Below are 18,157 nucleotides of genomic sequence, written 5' to 3'. Positions count from 1 at the left end.
GATTTTGTTTCACTATGGAAATTACATTCCAAATTTATAATAAACGTTAAATTGAAACACAGAGTTTAGTTTGTTGTTTCCATTGTAATAGTCGTTGCCGTCATAATTATAATCATCGTAATAATAATCATAATAACCCTCTCTAACATCCACGATTCCTTGTTTGAATCTGGCTTCTATACCCAGTCCCATTGGAAATTCGTAACCAATACCTCCAAATAAAGATAAGTCAATAGGAGTAACATCATAGTATGCATTATCTGAAACATTAATTTCTAAACTAGGCCCAATTATAAAGTGTAATCCTAAATTAGGAACGAAGAAAAATTTATTTGTAAGAGCCATTCCTAAGTAGTGAATATTAATGTCTTCTTCATAAATAGAAAAAGAAGGATTGTAAGGATCGACAATACCAGAAAAGCGTTCTCCTTTATAGCCTTGGTTGGAATAGGTTAATTCAGGTTGTAATTCGTAAAAACGTGCAAGATGAATATTTACAAACATGGCACCATTAAATCCAAGAACTCTTTCGGAATCATAATGATTTGTAACTGTTGAAGCGTTTAGTCCCATTCTTAATCCTGGGCTAACTTTTACTTGCGAAAATGTAGAAATGCTAATTGCTGCGAATGCAATTGCCAAAAGTAGGTTTTTCATTGGGTAATTGATTTTAATTTAATTTCTAGGTTAATATTTCGGTGTTTTATTTCAATTTGATTTGCAAGATGCTTATTTATTTTTGAATATAAAAATCGAACATTTTCTTTTCCGTTTTTCGTTCGAATAACTTGCGTAAGTTGACTCTCATTAAAGAAATAATAATGCCTTTTATTATAAATGTTTGTTTCGAAAATAGCCTTTTCGGTATCTGAAAAGCTTTTTAAAACGTTCAAGTTTTCAGTAATCAAGACTTTAAAGTCCTTTTTAAGGATGTTGATTAGGATCTTTTTATTGAATTCGTCTAAAATAAAATTCACTTTAAAATCATCCTTTAAAAAAGTGAAATCGAACAATTTATTTCCCATTTCAGTTGTAAAAACAACCCGATGATTATTATCTCCAATCTTCTTTATAATTAAAAGACCTCCAAAATGCTTGTCATAAACATCAATGGTCGCTTTATAAACATAGTCTTTGCTGGCATCTGAAAAATAAGGATTTTCGATATTTTTTGAAGCCGATTGATCTAATTTAAAGTTCTGTTTTTTAGGATAACTTCCGCAAGAAAGCATTAAAAGACAAATGCTAATTAGTAAAAATCGCATCAGCAAGAGGTTTGTTTATTTCTTTGTTAGAGAAAACGATTTTGGTGAAATCTCCTGAAGGTTCTATCATTTTTACTTCTAAAACATCTCCTTTTTCATTAAATGTAATTTCAAAAGCAGAAATGTATTTTGAGGATTTTTTGTCCTTAGGAATAAAATGAACTTGCTTGGTTTTGTCTAATTTAAAGTAGGTAATATCGAAAGCTTCATCATCAAACATATCGCCTTTAATGCTGTTAATTATCAAACCATTTAATTCTTTAAACAGTTTGTTAGAACCCATATCTACTTGATTTTTTTTGCCTTCGTCATTTATAAAAATAGTTTCGTTTTTAAAAATAACGGTATATTTATAGGGATCTGTATATTCCCATTTAACAAGATTTGGCGTTTTAAAGGCGAGTTTCCCTTTGGTTACAATATCGTTGGATAAAAAATCTAAATGCTTGTATTGGGTAAAGTTGCTATAAATGGTTTTAGTAGTTAAAGCTTGAGCCTTAACAAGTGTTTTTAGTGCTTGTGCTTCCGAAGGAGACATGGTTGTTTGCGACTGAATACTAGCAGTTAGCAATAAAAAAAAGTAAACAAGGTTACGCATAAGGTTCTATATTAAATAAGCTATCTATGGTTACAGCTTGCAAATTTTGTTTTTGTAAAATTAACAATAACTGTTCCAAAACCCACAGTGTTTTTTCACTAGCATCATGTAATAAAATGACATCACCTTTTTTTAGATTTTTTGAAGCTCTTTTTAAAACGGTTTCTTTGCTTAAATTAGTTGTGTCCAAAGAGCGTTTGCTCCATCCAATAGCTTGTAATTTGGTTGTATTGATAGCTTTTTTAATTCTAGGATTAGTAACTCCAAATGCTGGTCTGTACAAATTCAATTTTAAACCTGTTTTTTCTAAAACTAAGGCATTGGTTTGTTCTAATTCTTCAACGACTTGTTTGGTGCTAAAAAAACCAAACATGTTATTATGAGAATAGGTGTGATTCCCAACCGTGTGACCTTCGTTTATAATGTTTTTGAAGAGTGCGGGATGATTTTCTATGTTCAATCCAATGCAGAAAAAGGTTGCTTTGGCTTGATGTTTTTTCAAGAGCTCTAAAACTTTGGGTGTGAATTCTGGATTTGGACCATCGTCGAAAGTGATAGCTACCTGATTTTTTGAAATAGATGGATTAGAATTTAAAGCTTGTAAATGGTAATTCCAACCTATAATTCCTGAACCTAGAGCTGTGAAAGTAAACCAACTAAATGCTAACAAAGCTAGCCACCAAAAAGAAATACTAAACATGAAGTAAGCCACTATTAAACCTATTAAGATAATAAGCATAAAAATGTTTACTGTTCTAAAGTTTAGCATGTTTTAAGTAAGGTGAAGCTATGATTTTCTCCGCGATACTGATTATATAGTAAGATGTTTTTAAATGAAGCAGTTCCTAGATGGTTTCTTTTTAAGGCTTCAGGAATTGTTTGAGTTTTTAGTATTTTTGAAGCAATCCAAAGACCAAAAGGCGAAGCTGTAAAGAATTCTCCAATAAGATTTTTATAGCAAACTTGTTGTGTGTTGCTGAAGGCAGTTGAAGTTAATTCATTATAATATCCATCAAATTCTACATCTCCATTATTACCTAATATAATGGCATCAATAGCTTCAACTGTGAGGTTGTTTTCCTTTAAAAAGTTTAGTGCAGTTTTAGCAACATCATTCTGAGACAAAGTATTATACATTTCTACTGAAACTACTTCAGCATAAGATGTGTCTTGTTTTTTATTCGATACTACAAAGAAATTGGCTCCTTCCCCAAAAACAGTTCCTTTTGTTTTAGAATCCAGTAGGTTGTTACTGTTCGTTTTTTCATCTTTTATGTGATGAATGATTTTATTTAATTTTGTGGTATAATCTCCTAATTCATCAACGCCACCAATTAAAATGTTTTGAGCTTCGTCTAATTCCAATTGAAGCTTGGCATCTAATAAGGTAGATTCAAAGGAATTGCTACCATGAACATAAGTAAAGTTATAGCCTTTACATTGAAGCTCTAAAGCTATTTGTCCGCCAACCGTATTATGAGTGGATTGAATGAAGGAAGTTGGGGTTAAAAATTGTTCGTCATTGTCTATAATACCACTTAAAAACTTTTCAGAATCGCGTAAACAACCCATTCCAGTTCCAGTAATTATGGCATCGACCTGTTCCAAACCAGCTTCTTGTAAAGCTAATTTAGAGGCAACAACGCCCATTTTAATCCCTTTTGCCATGCGTCTTGCAGCAGCAGGTGGAATGTAATCTTTGTAAACAGGTTCTACAGCAAAAATAACTTGATCTTCATGTATAATAACCTCGTCTAAAAACTCCGAGTTATCGAATGTCTTTTGAGCAGTAATACTTGAGATGCTATTGATGTAGACTTTTTTCATGTTTTACTTCCTGCGAAAGCAGGAATCTATTTTTTAGATCTTTGTTTTTTTTGCCTCCTGCAAGGATTTTTAAACCTTGTAGGTATTTATTGTCTATCTTTTCAAACCTACAAGGAATCCTCGTTCCTCGGAAATGCCTCGCAGGTTGTTACTTTTTTTATTGCTCTTTCGAGAAAATAACAGTCGAACAATTCCCTCCAAATCCAAAGGAATTAGACATAACCGATTGTATCCTTTTTTCTTTAGCTTCCAGTTGAGGTGTGATATTAAATTCTTTCATCTGAGTTTTAAAATTCAAATTTGGAAAAATCACATTGTTTTGTAATGCTAAAACTGAATATATAGCTTCTATTGCACCAGCTGCCGCTAAAGTATGTCCTGTATAAGCTTTTGTTGAGCTGAATTCTGGAGGTGAATCCCCAAAAACACGAATAATGGCCCGACCTTCAGATAAATCATTGTTTCCGGTAGCAGTTCCATGTGCATTGATGTAATCGATATCCTTTGCAGTAAATCCTGCTACTTCAAGGGCTTTTTCCATGGCCAAAGTGGCGCCATCTCCATGATCTGAAGAGGCTGTTTGATGGAACGCATCATTTGCGTTTCCATAACCTTTTACATATCCTAACACCGTTTTATTTTCAGCTTTTACTATGGCTTCCGATTCTAAAACTAAAAAAGCAGCGGCTTCTCCAAGATTCAGGCCTTTTCTATTTTCGTCGAAAGGTGTATTGTAAGTATCTGATAATATCATCAAGGTTTTAAATCCGTTGATAGTGAATTTGGACATGCAATCTGCTCCTCCAACGATAACACGGTCCAATTGTCCAGCTTTAATAAGTCTAGCACCAAGCATGATGGCATTTGCTGCCGAAGAGCAGGCTGTACTTATGGTGGTTATTAGACTGTTATCTATTCCTAATTGCTCGGCTATTTTTTGTGTGGAATCTCCAGCATGATGACTTTCTATATACCTTCGGTTCGTGTCATTTTCTAAATAATCGTAAAAATATTTTTCAGTCATATCCATTCCTCCAACACTCGTAGCAGAAATCAAACCTGTTTTATAGGCTTTCATATCTTTTATTCCAGCGTTTGCAACAGCTTCCTTGGCGGCAATTGCACCAAGTAAACCAGTTCGGGAATAATTATTTTCTGTGCTTAATCCTAAAAGATCTACCAATTCAGAATTTGTATAAGCAACTTCACCTACCATAATGTCATCTTTATGGATAGTCTCTATTTTAGAAATTTTAGAAATCCCTTTTTTACCTTCCATAAGCGACTGAAAATTTTCTGCAACATTGTTTCCAATAGCAGATATAATTCCCATTCCGGTAATTGCGATTCCTTTGCTCATATTATTTCCTGCCTTTCGGCTCTGCTGAAGATAAACTCAGCAGGGATTTAGTTATTTAGATCTATGCTCTTGAATATAAGTAGCCATTGTGTTGATAGACTCAAAAATGGAACGCCCTTCTTTAGGGTCTGTTAATTTGATACCATAGTTTTTATCTAACATCACGATAAGTTCTAAAGCATCAATTGAATCTAGTGCTAAGCCACCACCAAAAAGGATTTCATCATCAGAAATATCTTCAACGGACATATCTTCAAGGTTTAATTGCTCGATAATGTTTTCTTTTAATTCTTGTTTTAAAGCTTCCATATTATGTATTATATAATGTTTTTATATTTTGTTTGTTGTGCTCTGTGTTTCCTTCTTTTGAGACTAAATATAAGAAGGCTTCGTAATTATCTCCTTCTAATTCTACCCAACCACAAAGTGCAGATGTTGCTTTATCTGTTTCCAATAAACTATTGGTATATGTAAACAAATGTGCCGCATTAAAGTATTCAAAGATAAAAAAACTATTCTCAGAATAGAGTTTATATTTAATACTTATCTCCCCCAGGCAAATATTTGGTAAGGTGTATACAAAAACTGCTGGGCTAGGGAAGTAGTTGTCTTTGTGTTGAATAGCTTTTTGGTGCATCAAATCGGTATCTAAACTAGATGCTTTATTTGAAAATACCAAAGCCATGTTATTTTCCTTTTCAATGTCTATATTTTGTTCCTTAAGTAAAACATCGGCAGCTATAAAAGCCAATTTACTTAAATGGTCCATTTTAAAAAATTTCGGATATTTTGTATTCTGTGCTTTGTATGCCGCTTTAATAAAATCTGAAAAATTTGAGTGCTGTTCACTAAATATCACAGAGCCATTTAAAGAAACTTGGTTGTTCTTTATATGGCAAAATGAGGATATGTTATATTTAGTATTCACGATTTTATTACTTTTTTTTACAAACTAAAATAGTGTGATATTCTCCCACAGCAATATCTTCTTTTAAAACCAATCCGGCTTTGTCTATTAACTTTTTGAATACTTCAGCTGGATACATTTTACTGTTTCCATTTGCCATAACTGTAAAATACAAAGAAGTTGCTTCCAGTATAAACTTGGCATTATCAAATCTCTGACGATCTGTAAATGTCTCCATAATCAGGATTTCTCCATCGTCATTTACTGCGTCTTTACAAGCATTTAATATGGTTAGAATCTCATCTTCAGAAAAACAATCTAAAAACTGACTCATCCAAATGGCATCGGCCCCTTTTGGTAATGTTGGATTTTCAGATAACCAATCTATTTCGTGATGTGTAACTCTGTCTTTAAAACCAGCTTCTTCAACATGGCCCAAAGCTATTTTTAATTGCCCAGGTAAATCGACCATTTTTATGGAAACAGATTCATTGTATTTACTACCACTAATCGCAAATTTTCCAGTGTTTGCTCCTACATCGTAAACTGTTTTTGGATTATTTCGAAAAACCGTTTCTAAGGCTTCTTGAAAAACATCGTCTGAATAGTGATGATCAAATTCAAACCAAGATTTTTGAATGTTAGGAGTTAATTTAGATAAACCTTCATATATAGTGCTCCAATCTCCTAATTCTTTTAAACCAGAAGGTTTGCCTGTTTGGATGGCTTCCGTTAAATGAAAAAGACCTTTGTAACAAACTTCTTGTGTAAAGTTAATATTTACATCAACCGTTTTATTATATGCTAAAAAGTAACCAGTAGTAGTTAATTCGAATTGCTTATCGTCGTTTTTTGAAACAATATTAGAGCTTTCAGCTATTTCTAATAAAACACCTACACCATATATGCTTAGAGATAATTGGTTTGCTATTTCCTCTACAGTGATTCCACCTTTTCTTCTTTTTTCAAAGATTAGGTCAAAAATCCCAAGTTTTCTAAGGGCAATCACAGCTTGAAATACAAATGGTGCAAAAGCAATTTTTTGTGCTTCTTGAATGGCATCTATTGCTTTAATTGAGTTTTTAGACATGTTTATTATTTTGATTTTATTTTTTTAAATATGACAGCTGTATTGCAACCTCCAAAACCTGAAGCCGTTTTTAAAAAAGTATTTAATTCTTTTGCTGTTGTTTCTTTTATAACATTTATAGGTTTTGAAACACCTAAAGTTTCAAAGCCTTTGGATGCGTATAGAGTTTTGTTGTATAAAGAATGCATACCAACAATAGTTTCTAATAAGCCAGATGCTCCTAAGGTGTGTCCAAAATAGCCTTTTAAACTATTTAATGGAACATCTTGTAATTGCAATCTGTTGAAAGCAATAGCTTCCATCTCATCATTGAACATGGTTGCAGTTCCATGAGCCGAAATATAATCGATGTTTTTTGCAGACATATCCGCTTGTGCCATAGCAGAACTAATACTTCTATATAATCCTTCGCCAGTTCTAGATGGTCCTGATATATGGTTGGCATCGTTACAAGAACCTTCTCCAATAATTTCTACTGCTTCTATCGAGAGTTTTTCAGGATTGTTTGTTACTAATACACTTGCGGCAACTTCTCCAATATTTATTCCTGTTCTGTTTTTATCGTAAGGCTTACATGGTTCATTGCTTAAGGCTTGAAATGAATTGAAACCAGAGAGAATAAACTCGGTTACCACATCTCCACTAACAATAAAAACATGGTCATACAGGTTTTGTTGCATGTATCTTTTGGCTACAGCAATAGCTAAAATACCCGAAACACATGCGTTTGAAACTATGATTGGTTCATTGTTAAATCCGAAAAATTCTTTGATGCTTTTCCCTAATTCATTTAAATAAGCACGTTCTTTTGGAAAGGGATTGTTTTCATCTAAGGCGTCGATATTTCCTTTTGTGGTAGAAATTATTAACCCTACACGTTCATTTAATTTGATGTTGGATGCTTGGATAACTTCGTTTAATGAGGTTGTCATCATTTTTTCCAAGCGGGTATACTCTTGTTTTGGTTGCAGTTTTTGAAACCCTTTTTCTAATTTTTCAGAAGGGATTAAAGCTGAATAAAATGGCTCTGGAAGCACATTTTTGTCATCCATTAATTCTAATCCAGAAACGTTGTTGTGAATATTTTCAACAACCGTTTCACTGCTAAAACCTAAAGAGGAAATAATGTTATTATATGAGACATAAGCTTTATTCATCCAATAAACCTACGTTTTGTTTCCAATCTTTAAAGAAAGACGGAAGGTTTAGCCATAAATCACCTTCACCTATTTTATCTACAAATACTTGAATGGTTTCACCTGTGCAAACCAAATCCTCATTCTGATTGTAAATTTCATAACGAAATACCATTTTGGCAGCTAGACTATCTACATAAATAGTTTTAATGGTTGCAATGTCTCCATATCGAAGTGGCAATTTATGATCTGTACTGGATTTTACAATAGGTGTTGCAAAGCCATATTTTTTTTGATCTAAATAAGAAATCCCATGATGTCTACCAAATGCCTCACGTCCATCTTCAAAATATTGAATGTAGTTACCATGCCAAACAATCCCAAGAGGATCTGTTTCAACAAAACGAACACGTACTTGACTTGTATGTGTTATTTCTTTTGATTTAGACGGTGTTTTTCTTTTCATTATAAACGATGGCAATTAATGTGGTTGCTAAAAAAAATAAGAATAGCAAGCTGATTTCTGGTAAAATATCTAAGAGTGAGCCATGACGCAAAAATACATCGTAAAAAGCATTTAAGCCCCAATTCATAGGTGAAATATTAGAGAGGGTTTGCATGAATTTTGGCATGATAAAGACTGGAACCCAAACGCCACCAAGAGCAGCTAAAATAACCACGAAGGTTGCGCCAAATGGTGCAGATTGTTCTTGAGTTTTAGCTACAGTTCCTAACAATAATCCCAAACCAATAGCCGCTAGTCCTGCAAAAATGGCTACTACAAAAAGCAATGGCAATCTGCCAGAAATATCTAATGTTGGTAAGCCAATTGCTGGAAATAGAAACACGCCAACCATTAACATAAGCACAAATTGAATAAGGCAAACCACAAGATATACAAGGGTTTTTCCTCCTAAAACGGTGGCATAAGATATTGGGTTTGTACGTAATCTAACAAAAGTACCTTGACTTTTTTCCTTAACCATATTAATTGAAAGAGGTACAATTATAAAAAAGATGGCGAATAAAGTCCAAGCGGGCACGTTATGTTGTACCGAGTTTGGAATGAGTTCTTTGTTATTGTTTTTTGGTAAAATTTCTGTGAAGGTGATAAAATTTTCGGTTTCAAAAATAACTTCTGAAGCATCGTCGCTTATTTGTTCCTGAAAAGCTTTGTAAATAGATTGTGTTTCAATTTTAGAAACCATCTTATCTATCCCGTTTTTTACAGAGTTTTTAAAAGATATTTGTGTGGCAGGATCAAAATAAAGCTTGACTTCCTTACTTTCAATTTTTGGTTTGGTTACGCTTTCTGTTTCATCTTCAATTCCAAATTTGGCAATAATACCATCGACATTTTGGGCTACTTTTTGTGCAAGCCCAGAACTTAAATCTTCAGGAATAATAATGGCTAATTGAAATTTTCCTTTAAAAACAAGGTCTTTTGCCTGTTCTTCTGTGTCTTTAATATTCACTTCAAAGGCATTGGAATCCTCTAAACCCTGCAAAATGGTTTCAGAAACATTTCCATGATCGTTATTTACAACCAGAATAGGGATTTTAGCATCAGAAACCGTTTTAAATGTGCTATCTTGAATTAAAGTTATGGTTACAATAAGAACTAAAGGCATTATAAAAAGTATGGCAATACCTCCAATATCGCGTATTAGCAATAGGAATTCTTTACGTGCGGAAGCCATTAATTTATGCATGATCTCTTAAAGCTTTTCCAGTTAAACTTATAAAAACATCTTCTAGATTATTTGAACCGTCACTGTTATCTATTAACTCTTTTGGCTTCCCTTTTACAATTAATTTCCCATGGTCTATAATAGCCACACGCGTACAAAAGGTTTCTGCTTCGTTTAAGTGATGCGAGGTATAGATTATAGTTGTGCCGTTTTTATTTAATTGCTGAAGGTATTCAATAATCACGTTTTTAGATTGTACATCCACACCTACGGTTGGTTCATCCAAAAATAAGACCTTTGGATTGTGAAGAATGCTCGCAATTAAATTAACCCTGCGTTTCATTCCACCAGAGAAAGTATCTATATTTTTATTTGCAAATGCCAACAGACCTAGATGATCTAAAGCATCATTGATTTTTTTGTCTAGCTCTTTTCCTTTTAAACCATACATACTTCCGAAGTATTTTAAGTTTTCGAAAGCTGTTAACGAAGGATATAAAGCGTATTCCTGAGGAACAATACCAATAAGTTGTTTGAGTTGGTTTTTGTTTTTCTGATAGGTCAATCCAGCAATAGAGAAGGATCCTGAAGTTGGCTTAATGAGGGAGCATAATATAGAAATGAGCGTAGTTTTTCCAGCGCCATTTGGACCTAATAATCCAAAAATTTCTTTTTCATGTATGAGCAGGTTTAAATCAGATAAGGAAAAATTATCTGCATTTTTATATTTTTTAGAAATGTGCTCAATTTTAATCATCTTACTTAATAGCTTTCCTTAATTTTTTAAAGAATATTTCTTCCTTATCTGCAATAGCTTCTAACTGTGTTGCCACATGGTTATAAGCATCATCTTTAGCACTTCGGTTTTTATAAATCCTTGAAGCATCTACAGCGAAATCACGCCATGAATCACCAATTAAGGTCATTTCTTTTGAAAGTTCTGAAAGTTCTGGTTTTTTTAATATTTTACTTGATTCTTGTAAGAAAGCGGCAAAAATATATCTAAAACCACCACCACCTGTGCCAATTTCTTCTTGCATTCTAACAATTTGACCCAAATAATGATTGGCTTTCTTAACACCCTTTTTCTTTGGCCATTTTCTAATAAGTTTGGCTGTATATCTAATACCTTTTACACCCAAAACAGGGACAGGAGCAAGCATGTCTTTGCAGGTATGCTTGATTCCTTTTACAATGGCTTTTTCTAAATCTAATTCTTTAGGAAAGTCGACAGGATAGTAAATATGTCCTTTTGGAGCAAAAGCACCTTTAGCAAAACGCACTTTTTCTAACTGTTTATCAGTTAAAGTAGTAACCTCTTCCATGACAGGGTCGCTAATTAAATAGGTGTCATTCTCTTTGCCATAAACCACTAAGTTATGTGCGTTAAAATGAAAGCGATATTCATCTGGAAAATACACCAAATTGTAAACCCCAACTTGCAGTCCAACAGGATTGTTATTCTCTAAATTTTTATCTAAAACAGCTTTGGCTTTTGCTGGTGATTTAAATTTTTCTCGTTTTATTTTTATTCCTACACGTTTAGCAAATCGCTTAAAAATAATTCCTGGTAAAGCTCTGTAAGTAAATGCTGGGGCATGATTAACCATTAAAAATGGAATATGACAAAACAATAATCCAGATCCAATACCAAAAGCCATGGGTTCGCTTACTTGAAAGCCATGATGCTTCATTAAATTAGAAATCACACCGTTTTCGCAATGTGCAGATTGATGATGCGTGAAATTAATTTCCATGATGTAGGTCAATATTTTTTAACTGTTCGATGCTGATTTCGAAGGTGTCAGCATATTTCTGTAGTATGTTGTTTGAAAGTTTATGGAATACTTGAGGTTTGAAATGTCTTTTTACACGCCATTTCCAGAAACCAACATAACTTGCTAAAATAGGAAGGTCCATTTTATGAAATTCCATATAATATTCAATAGGACTTGTTTGGTTGCTTAAAACTCGTTGTTTAGCTTCATCAACACGTTGATTAATGTCTTCGATGGCTTTATTCAAGGCTATGGTTTTAGGATCCCAACCAGAGCTATTAACTGTTGTGTATTCGCCATTTTCGTCAACAGCGTAGCATAATTCTTTAAAACTAGCCGATTCTAAGTTGCTTTTATCCTGGGGAACTTCATCTTTTTTCATCGGAAATTATTTAACTTCTTGAATAACTAAATTTATTTCACAAGATAACAATTCTTTATGGTCTTCAGTGATATAACATTCAATAGCACACATGGTAAATTGGTCTGTATTAAGACGCGATTTAATGTAGGCTTTTGTGGTGATAGTCTTACCAACTTTAGCCAAACCATGAATGTTTATTTTTTTAATAGCACTAATAAAACCTATGAGTTTTGTAGAGTTGCCTTCCAAGTCGCCTTCATCAAAATAGCTTTTCCCAACGATGGAAGAACAGGTTTGAGCGGCATTTTCAATCATGCCTGCTTCGTTAAAGACTCCGTCTTCGTTAAAAATGCATTCTGGTTTAATGGTAAAAGATGTGGAAACATGTTCATCGTCAATAGTCAGCACATGATCCACCATTAAAAAAGGTGGGCGATGTGGTAAAAATTTCTTTATGTCTAAATGATGAAAATTCATTAGTTAGCAATAACAGTTTTCATTTCGCCAGAAGCTATTTCTTCATTCTTGGCATTCAATACTTTCACTGCAACCATAGTGACACCGTTAAATTCGTACAAAATATCTACTTTGGTTGTAATAATTTCGTTTAAAAGAGGCAACTTTAAAATGGTTACTTTTTTTATGGAACCAATATATCCTGTAGGAGCTTGTTCGTTCTTAATAAAAAAATCGTAACCTGTATGAAGTGCGACAGTTTGTGCCATGTTTTCAATAAGACCAGATTCCGATAAACTATTGTTGATTAAAAATAAGTTTTTTTCTGAAATTTTAAATGATGATACCACATGGTTACTCGAAAAATCCATTAAGGTATCTACCATCACAAAAGGTGTTTTTTGTGGGATTAAATTAGATATATCCGTTATGGGTAATTCTTGTTGCATCATTTTAACAAACTGTTAAAAGCGCATAAGCATAAGCAAAACGCGCACTTTCTGGGACAGAAAGTAAAATCTTATCACCTTTTTTAAGTTTTCCAGAAGCAGCTAGTTCTTCAACCATAATATAAATGGATGCCGCACCAACATTACCAACGTTACTTAAATTCATGAACCAATTTTCCCAAGGGATTTCTACATCTTGTTTTACCATTTCTTCATATAACTTATCTTTAAAATAGTAAGATGAAATATGAGGTAAATAATATGTAATATCTTCTGGTTTAAGTCCGTGTTTTTGAATGGCCATTTTTAAGCTATCTACACCTTTTACAAGGATGTTTTCGCCTAAAAGCTTCACATCTTGCTTCATGGCAAAAAGTGATTTTTTACTCCATTCATCTGAAGGGTATTCACTCCATGGTTTTAAAAAACCCGATTCAAGTTTGTCTGCTCCAGCATACATACACGCATCTAATTCGTGAGCGTAGGAGTAGCCTTCCATCCATTCAATTTTTAAAGGAAGTTCTCCATTTGGTTTGTTTTCTAAAAGAAAAGCACCTGCACCATCTGAAAGCATCCAACGTAAGAAATCTTTATTAAAAGCTAGAATTGGATTGTCTTCTAGAGTATTTAAGTGTTTTAATTCGTCTTCGAAGGTATCAGATTTCATCCATGAAGATGTACGTTCTGAACCTGTACAAACCGCATTTTCCGTTTGACCAGATTTTACAGCTAAAAACCCATATTTTAAGGCATTCATTCCAGAGCAACATGCTCCAGAAGGTGAGTTTATTTCAGTATTTCCATTTTTCAAGAAACCATGAACCATGGCGGCATGAGACGGTAATATTTGATCAGGACTAGAAGTTCCACAAGATAATAACTCAATTTCGTTAGGTTTTAAGTTATCATCGTATAATTTTTCAACAGCTTCTTTTGTTAATTGCGCATTGTTGTGTGTAATGTTTCCATTATCATCAATGGCGTAATACCGTGTAGTAATTTTATTATTACGTAAAACGATACGTCTTCCCTTAGAAGATTTTCCATCAATTATGCCTAATTTATCTTCCATCTCGTCGTTACTAATAGGACGATTTGGTAAAAACTTTGATATTTTAGTAATATATACTTCCTTCATTTTTCAACCTTCTATTTTAATGCTACTGATGAGTAATATGCTTTCATCTTTTTAATTTTACCATAGAATGGTAAATAAGTCAACAAAAATAAGATAAATACTATAGGAGCAATAGTCCAAATGACAAATAATAGATAAAAATTAAATAAATTGACATATAACTGTCGTTTTTCAGGGTTTTTATCACCTCTAGATTTTATCAATTGCGCCCATTTTGAGAATAAAATGTTTGCACGTTTGTCAACTGTAATTAAAAACGGCTTTACTTTTACAGCGTCTTCTTTTAACAGCTCGCTTTGTAAGGTAAGGTAATTATTATTTAAAATGTGCCTTTTTATTATTGGACCAAACTTTACAGCGTTATCAATATCTTCTTGTGAAACTCCGGGTTTAGGGAAGATTCCTAAAAAACGTTCTTTTTTTCCAGAGAACATCCATTGAGCAATGGTTATCACACTAATATGATTGATATGTCTATCTACAAGTACAATGTTTCCTACTAAATTAGCTTGAAGTTCTTGAAGTTTTTTCTTCATTTTTTCTTGAGCCATGATCCACATATTTCGGCAACCAATAACTGTTATTACAGTCGTGTTTGCGAAAAGTTTTTTAGCGTCTGGGGAATTTAGAAAGGAGGTTGTTGGCAACGAGGGTGTTAAGTACCATATTGAAAAGCCAAAAACAATTAAATCGTATTTTTTATTAAGAATAGCCTCAGGAACAGGTTTTGTTTTTTGAGGAATTTGAAGAAAGGTCTCAGGGAAAACACCATAAAATTCTTTTTTATTCCAAGGGAAAGGAAATGGGGTTTCCATTTCAATTTTTAGAAAAGTTAGATTTATTTCCTCAGTTTTTAACGGTGAAACAATGTTATTTACAATTTCTGATAACTGACCAGATTGTGAATAATGAATGACTAAAATTTCTTTCATCTGCTTCTAATTATTTTTTAAATGTGTCCCAAAAGTCGAAGTAATTAAACCATTGTAAGGGATATTTTTTAAGCATCCAACTAAGGCTTTCTGTATATTCTTTTAATAAAGCTTGTGCATCTCTATGTTTTGCTTCAGATCTTCTTGCATATAAATGGTAATGTTTATTGGTCTCTTTCATGACGTATACAAACAATACAGGAACATTAAGTCTTGATGCCAGCATAAAAGGTCCAGCTGGGAATTTGGCATCTTCTCCTAAAAGATTTTCTGTTAAGAATTTGGAGCCTTCAAAATAGCGATCCCCAGTAATACACACAATTTCATTTCGTGCTAAAGCGGCATTGACTTCAAATATATGTGATAAATCGTCTTTTATTAATATTAGATTAATGTTGGATTTTTTCCTAACACTATCCAAATATTCTTTGATAGCCGTATGTTCAATATCTGTAGTCAATAAGCTTATTGATGCGTTTTCCTCTAGAGCTCCAAAAAAGTATTCTGAAATCTCAAAATTACCGACATGAGCACTTATTAGAATCCCACCTTTTTTCTCTTTAAGGGTTTCATTTATAAAATGAACTCCATCAGACTCGTAAGTATACCTGTCATTTAAGTTTGAAGAAATCGCTATTTTATCTAGAATGGTTTGACCAAAAACAAAATAGCTTTTAAAAACACCTAAAATACTTTTTGCTGTAGAATAATTTAATCTATGTCTTAAATAATAATAAATGGATTTTGTGCTTTTTCTAGAAAAGAAACAGAAGTAAGTAGCAACAAAATAGAGTATAAAATAAGCTGCGCCTATTCCAACATGCTTCATGAAAAACACGAAGATTTTGTATCCTAGAACGGTACCTCTGGATTTACCTTGCCATTCCGCAGCCATAATGTTAAGAGTAGTATGTGTTTAGCCTAATTTACTTTCAATAAGGGAGTAGAAATCATTAAGTGATTTGACATTTACAAAATCTTCACCAACTAATTTAACACCAAAGTTAGATTCAACTGCAACAACCAGATCAACAAAATCTAAACTATCAAGTTCGAGTGTTTCTTTTAAATTTGCTTCTGGTGAAATATCGTCACTTTCAACTTCAAATTCATCAATAAGAAAGTCGTTTATCTTTTCAATAATAACCTCTTTATTCATTGCTTACACTATTGTTTTTTAATAATTAATGCTGAATTTGTTCCTCCAAATCCAAACGAATTCGACAAAAATACATCAAATTTTTTATCTAACGTTTTGTTAACTAACTTTAATTTTGATGCGTCCTCGTCTGGTGTTTCTAAATTAATGTTTGGAGCTATAAAATTATTTTGCATCATAAGAACAGAGTAGAGGACTTCGCTTGCGCCAGCCATCCAGCATTCATGGCCAGTCATAGATTTAGTTGAGCTTACAAATGGGCCGTTTTCTCCAAAAACTTCAAAAATGGCTTTCGCTTCGTTTGCATCTCCAACAGGAGTTGAAGTAGCATGAGCATTAACATATTCTATATCTGTGGCACTGATTTTTGCTTGATTTATAGCCATTTTCATCGCTCTTGCCGGACCGTCCACATTTGGTGTTGAAATATGATCGCCGTTAGATGAAAAACCATAACCAATAACTTCCCCGTAAATAGTGGCACCTCTTTCTATAGCAGATTCGTATGTTTCTAGAATTAGTGTTGCAGCACCTCCACTTGGAACCAAACCATCTCTGTTTATATCGAATGGTCTGGATGCTTTTTCTGGATGTTCGGTGTTTTTAGAAAACACGCCTAAACCATCAAAACTCCCCATAGCAAGTTTGTTTATTTCTTGAGCGCCACCACAAATAATGTAATCTTGTAAGCCACTTTTAATTAATTGATAGGCCATTCCAATAGAATGGGAACCGCTTGCACAGGCTGCACTAATAGTGAAATTGATGCCTTTTAATTTAAATATGGTTGAAAGATTCATGGTAACTGAAGAGTTCATGCCTCTAAAAATTGCTCCAGAACCTACAAGAGTGGTATCTTTTTTTTCTCTAATGGTGTCGTTAGATTCTATAATGGATTTTGCAGTACTATCGTTTCCGTAAAGAATTCCAATTTCGTGAGTATCTAAAAACTCTTGCGATATTTTAGCGTTTTTTAATGCTTCTAAAGTAGCAACATAAGCAAATTCACCTTCTTCGCCTAAGCTAATGCGTTGCCTTCTTGATAGTAAGTTTTTTAAGTTTGGTGTTTTAACCATTCCTGTTAACGGAGAACGATAACCATATTCTACTCTTTCTGGATCTACAACAATTCCTGATTTTCCTTTATATAAAGATACTTTTACTTCCTCTAAATTCTCCCCAATACAAGAATATATTCCCATTCCTGATATCACAACTCTCCTCATCCTCTTTTTAATTTACGAGTAAATACCTCCATTTATATTAATCACTTCTCCCGTAATATACGATGCTTTTTGAGAAGCTAAAAAAGATACAGCATAAGCTACTTCTTCTGGTTCGCCAAATCTGTTAATTGGTATTAAGTTTTTTAATTCGGCCTCATTTAAATCGGCAGTCATATCCGATTTTATAAAGCCTGGTGCTACAGCATTAACCGTTATTTTGCGCTTAGCAACTTCTTGAGCCAAGGCTTTTGTAGCCGCAACCAAGGCGCCTTTTGCAGCAGAATAATTTGTTTGTCCAGCCGTTCCTTTTACGCCAGATACTGAAGCCACATTTATAATGCGACCATATCTGTTTCTTAGCATTTTTTGGATTAGGTGATTGGTAACGTTAAAAAATCCGTTTAAGGAGGTGTTTATAACATCTTGCCAATCGCTTTGCGGCATCCACATAAAGAGACCATCTTTAGTAATTCCTGCATTGTTAACTATAACTTCTATAAGTGCATCCTTGTTGCTTTCTTGCCAAGCGTCTAGAGTCGATTTTACCTGTTCGGCATCTGTGACATTAAATTGTAAAATGTCTCCGGTATTACCTTCGGCTTCGACAGCTTTTAGAGTTTCAAGTGCTGCTGTTTTATTGTTGTTGTAATTTATTAAAATATGGTAGTCTGTATCTTTTGCTAATTGGATGCAAATAGCTTTACCAATTCCTCTAGATCCACCAGTTATTAAGGCACATTTCATTTATAAATCTTGTTTTTAATGTCGTAATTGTTAGAAT

The 18,157-nt window shown here is 33.3% G+C and carries 23 protein-coding genes; all 23 read right to left on the bottom strand.

Going from position 1 to position 18,157, the window contains the following annotated elements; all coding sequences use genetic code 11:
- Window positions 1-21 precede the first annotated feature (21 nt).
- Window positions 22-657: a porin family protein gene (locus tag IEV77_RS02025; protein ID WP_188461343.1), complete on the bottom strand. Its 636-nt coding sequence runs from the start codon at window positions 655-657 to the stop codon at window positions 22-24.
- A complete protein-coding gene (gene lolB2 / locus IEV77_RS02020) occupies window positions 654-1,265 on the bottom strand; it encodes a flexirubin biosynthesis protein LolB2 (RefSeq protein ID WP_188461341.1) in 612 nt (203 codons plus the stop codon). The genes IEV77_RS02025 and lolB2 overlap by 4 nt, the downstream gene beginning before the upstream one ends.
- Window positions 1,246-1,863 carry a flexirubin biosynthesis/transport protein LolA2 gene (lolA2, locus tag IEV77_RS02015; protein ID WP_188461339.1) on the bottom strand — a complete coding sequence of 206 codons (618 nt, stop codon included), beginning with the start codon at window positions 1,861-1,863 and terminating at the stop codon, window positions 1,246-1,248. The genes lolB2 and lolA2 overlap by 20 nt, the downstream gene beginning before the upstream one ends.
- Window positions 1,856-2,632, bottom strand: coding sequence for a polysaccharide deacetylase family protein (locus tag IEV77_RS02010; protein ID WP_188461337.1), 777 nt, complete (start codon window positions 2,630-2,632; stop codon window positions 1,856-1,858). Before IEV77_RS02010 ends, lolA2 begins: the two co-directional genes overlap by 8 nt.
- Complete coding sequence (locus IEV77_RS02005; RefSeq protein WP_188461335.1) at window positions 2,626-3,690, bottom strand: beta-ketoacyl synthase N-terminal-like domain-containing protein; 1,065 nt, start codon at window positions 3,688-3,690, stop codon at window positions 2,626-2,628. The genes IEV77_RS02010 and IEV77_RS02005 overlap by 7 nt, the downstream gene beginning before the upstream one ends.
- A gap of 157 nt (window positions 3,691-3,847) precedes the next feature.
- The gene (locus IEV77_RS02000; protein WP_188461333.1) at window positions 3,848-5,050 is read right to left on the bottom strand and encodes a beta-ketoacyl-[acyl-carrier-protein] synthase family protein; all 1,203 of its coding nucleotides are present in this window, start codon (window positions 5,048-5,050) and stop codon (window positions 3,848-3,850) included.
- Window positions 5,051-5,101: 51 nt separating this feature from the next.
- Window positions 5,102-5,359 (bottom strand): phosphopantetheine-binding protein, encoded by a 258-nt coding sequence (locus tag IEV77_RS01995; protein WP_188461331.1) that lies wholly within the window; start codon window positions 5,357-5,359, stop codon window positions 5,102-5,104.
- A gap of 1 nt (window position 5,360) precedes the next feature.
- Entirely contained in the window at window positions 5,361-5,978 is a 618-nt protein-coding gene (locus tag IEV77_RS01990) for a 3-oxoacyl-ACP synthase (protein WP_188461329.1), read from the bottom strand.
- Between the two features lie 7 nt (window positions 5,979-5,985).
- Window positions 5,986-7,047, bottom strand: a complete 1,062-nt coding sequence (locus tag IEV77_RS01985; RefSeq protein ID WP_188461327.1) for a methyltransferase — start codon at window positions 7,045-7,047, stop codon at window positions 5,986-5,988.
- A gap of 5 nt (window positions 7,048-7,052) precedes the next feature.
- Window positions 7,053-8,204, bottom strand: coding sequence for a beta-ketoacyl-[acyl-carrier-protein] synthase family protein (locus IEV77_RS01980; protein WP_188461325.1), 1,152 nt, complete (start codon window positions 8,202-8,204; stop codon window positions 7,053-7,055).
- Window positions 8,197-8,649 carry an acyl-CoA thioesterase gene (locus IEV77_RS01975; protein WP_188461323.1) on the bottom strand — a complete coding sequence of 151 codons (453 nt, stop codon included), beginning with the start codon at window positions 8,647-8,649 and terminating at the stop codon, window positions 8,197-8,199. The genes IEV77_RS01980 and IEV77_RS01975 overlap by 8 nt, the downstream gene beginning before the upstream one ends.
- A complete protein-coding gene (locus tag IEV77_RS01970; RefSeq protein ID WP_188461321.1) occupies window positions 8,627-9,895 on the bottom strand; it encodes an ABC transporter permease in 1,269 nt (422 codons plus the stop codon). The genes IEV77_RS01975 and IEV77_RS01970 overlap by 23 nt, the downstream gene beginning before the upstream one ends.
- Entirely contained in the window at window positions 9,888-10,631 is a 744-nt protein-coding gene (locus tag IEV77_RS01965) for an ABC transporter ATP-binding protein (RefSeq protein WP_188461319.1), read from the bottom strand. Before IEV77_RS01965 ends, IEV77_RS01970 begins: the two co-directional genes overlap by 8 nt.
- Before the next feature lies 1 nt (window position 10,632).
- Window positions 10,633-11,631, bottom strand: coding sequence for a BtrH-related acyltransferase DarH (gene darH, locus IEV77_RS01960; RefSeq protein WP_188461317.1), 999 nt, complete (start codon window positions 11,629-11,631; stop codon window positions 10,633-10,635).
- Window positions 11,621-12,034, bottom strand: a complete 414-nt coding sequence (gene DarG / locus IEV77_RS01955; RefSeq protein ID WP_188461316.1) for a flexirubin biosynthesis protein DarG — start codon at window positions 12,032-12,034, stop codon at window positions 11,621-11,623. Before DarG ends, darH begins: the two co-directional genes overlap by 11 nt.
- A gap of 6 nt (window positions 12,035-12,040) precedes the next feature.
- A complete protein-coding gene (locus IEV77_RS01950; RefSeq protein ID WP_188461315.1) occupies window positions 12,041-12,493 on the bottom strand; it encodes a hotdog family protein in 453 nt (150 codons plus the stop codon).
- The gene (locus IEV77_RS01945) at window positions 12,493-12,924 is read right to left on the bottom strand and encodes a hotdog family protein (protein WP_188461314.1); all 432 of its coding nucleotides are present in this window, start codon (window positions 12,922-12,924) and stop codon (window positions 12,493-12,495) included. The genes IEV77_RS01950 and IEV77_RS01945 overlap by 1 nt, the downstream gene beginning before the upstream one ends.
- 1 nt (window position 12,925) lies before the next feature.
- Window positions 12,926-14,059: a dialkylresorcinol biosynthesis protein DarB gene (gene darB / locus IEV77_RS01940; RefSeq protein ID WP_188461313.1), complete on the bottom strand. Its 1,134-nt coding sequence runs from the start codon at window positions 14,057-14,059 to the stop codon at window positions 12,926-12,928.
- 11 nt (window positions 14,060-14,070) lie between these two features.
- Window positions 14,071-14,991, bottom strand: coding sequence for a dialkylrecorsinol condensing enzyme DarA (locus IEV77_RS01935; RefSeq protein ID WP_188461311.1), 921 nt, complete (start codon window positions 14,989-14,991; stop codon window positions 14,071-14,073).
- Window positions 14,992-15,001: 10 nt separating this feature from the next.
- Window positions 15,002-15,886 carry a lysophospholipid acyltransferase family protein gene (locus tag IEV77_RS01930; RefSeq protein ID WP_188461309.1) on the bottom strand — a complete coding sequence of 295 codons (885 nt, stop codon included), beginning with the start codon at window positions 15,884-15,886 and terminating at the stop codon, window positions 15,002-15,004.
- Window positions 15,887-15,907: 21 nt separating this feature from the next.
- Window positions 15,908-16,150, bottom strand: coding sequence for an acyl carrier protein (locus IEV77_RS01925; RefSeq protein WP_188461307.1), 243 nt, complete (start codon window positions 16,148-16,150; stop codon window positions 15,908-15,910).
- Window positions 16,151-16,158: 8 nt separating this feature from the next.
- A complete protein-coding gene (locus tag IEV77_RS01920; protein WP_188461305.1) occupies window positions 16,159-17,376 on the bottom strand; it encodes a beta-ketoacyl-[acyl-carrier-protein] synthase family protein in 1,218 nt (405 codons plus the stop codon).
- 12 nt (window positions 17,377-17,388) lie between these two features.
- Window positions 17,389-18,120 (bottom strand): flexirubin biosynthesis SDR family reductase FlxB, encoded by a 732-nt coding sequence (flxB, locus tag IEV77_RS01915; RefSeq protein WP_188461303.1) that lies wholly within the window; start codon window positions 18,118-18,120, stop codon window positions 17,389-17,391.
- Between the last annotated feature and the right edge of the window lie 37 nt (window positions 18,121-18,157).

Origin of the sequence: Xanthomarina arctica (assembly GCF_014638915.1) — a bacterium.
GTDB lineage: Bacteria > Bacteroidota > Bacteroidia > Flavobacteriales > Flavobacteriaceae > Xanthomarina > Xanthomarina arctica.
The sequence above is the reverse complement of the archived record's forward strand: the minus strand, read 5'-3'. Positions and strand labels throughout refer to the sequence as shown.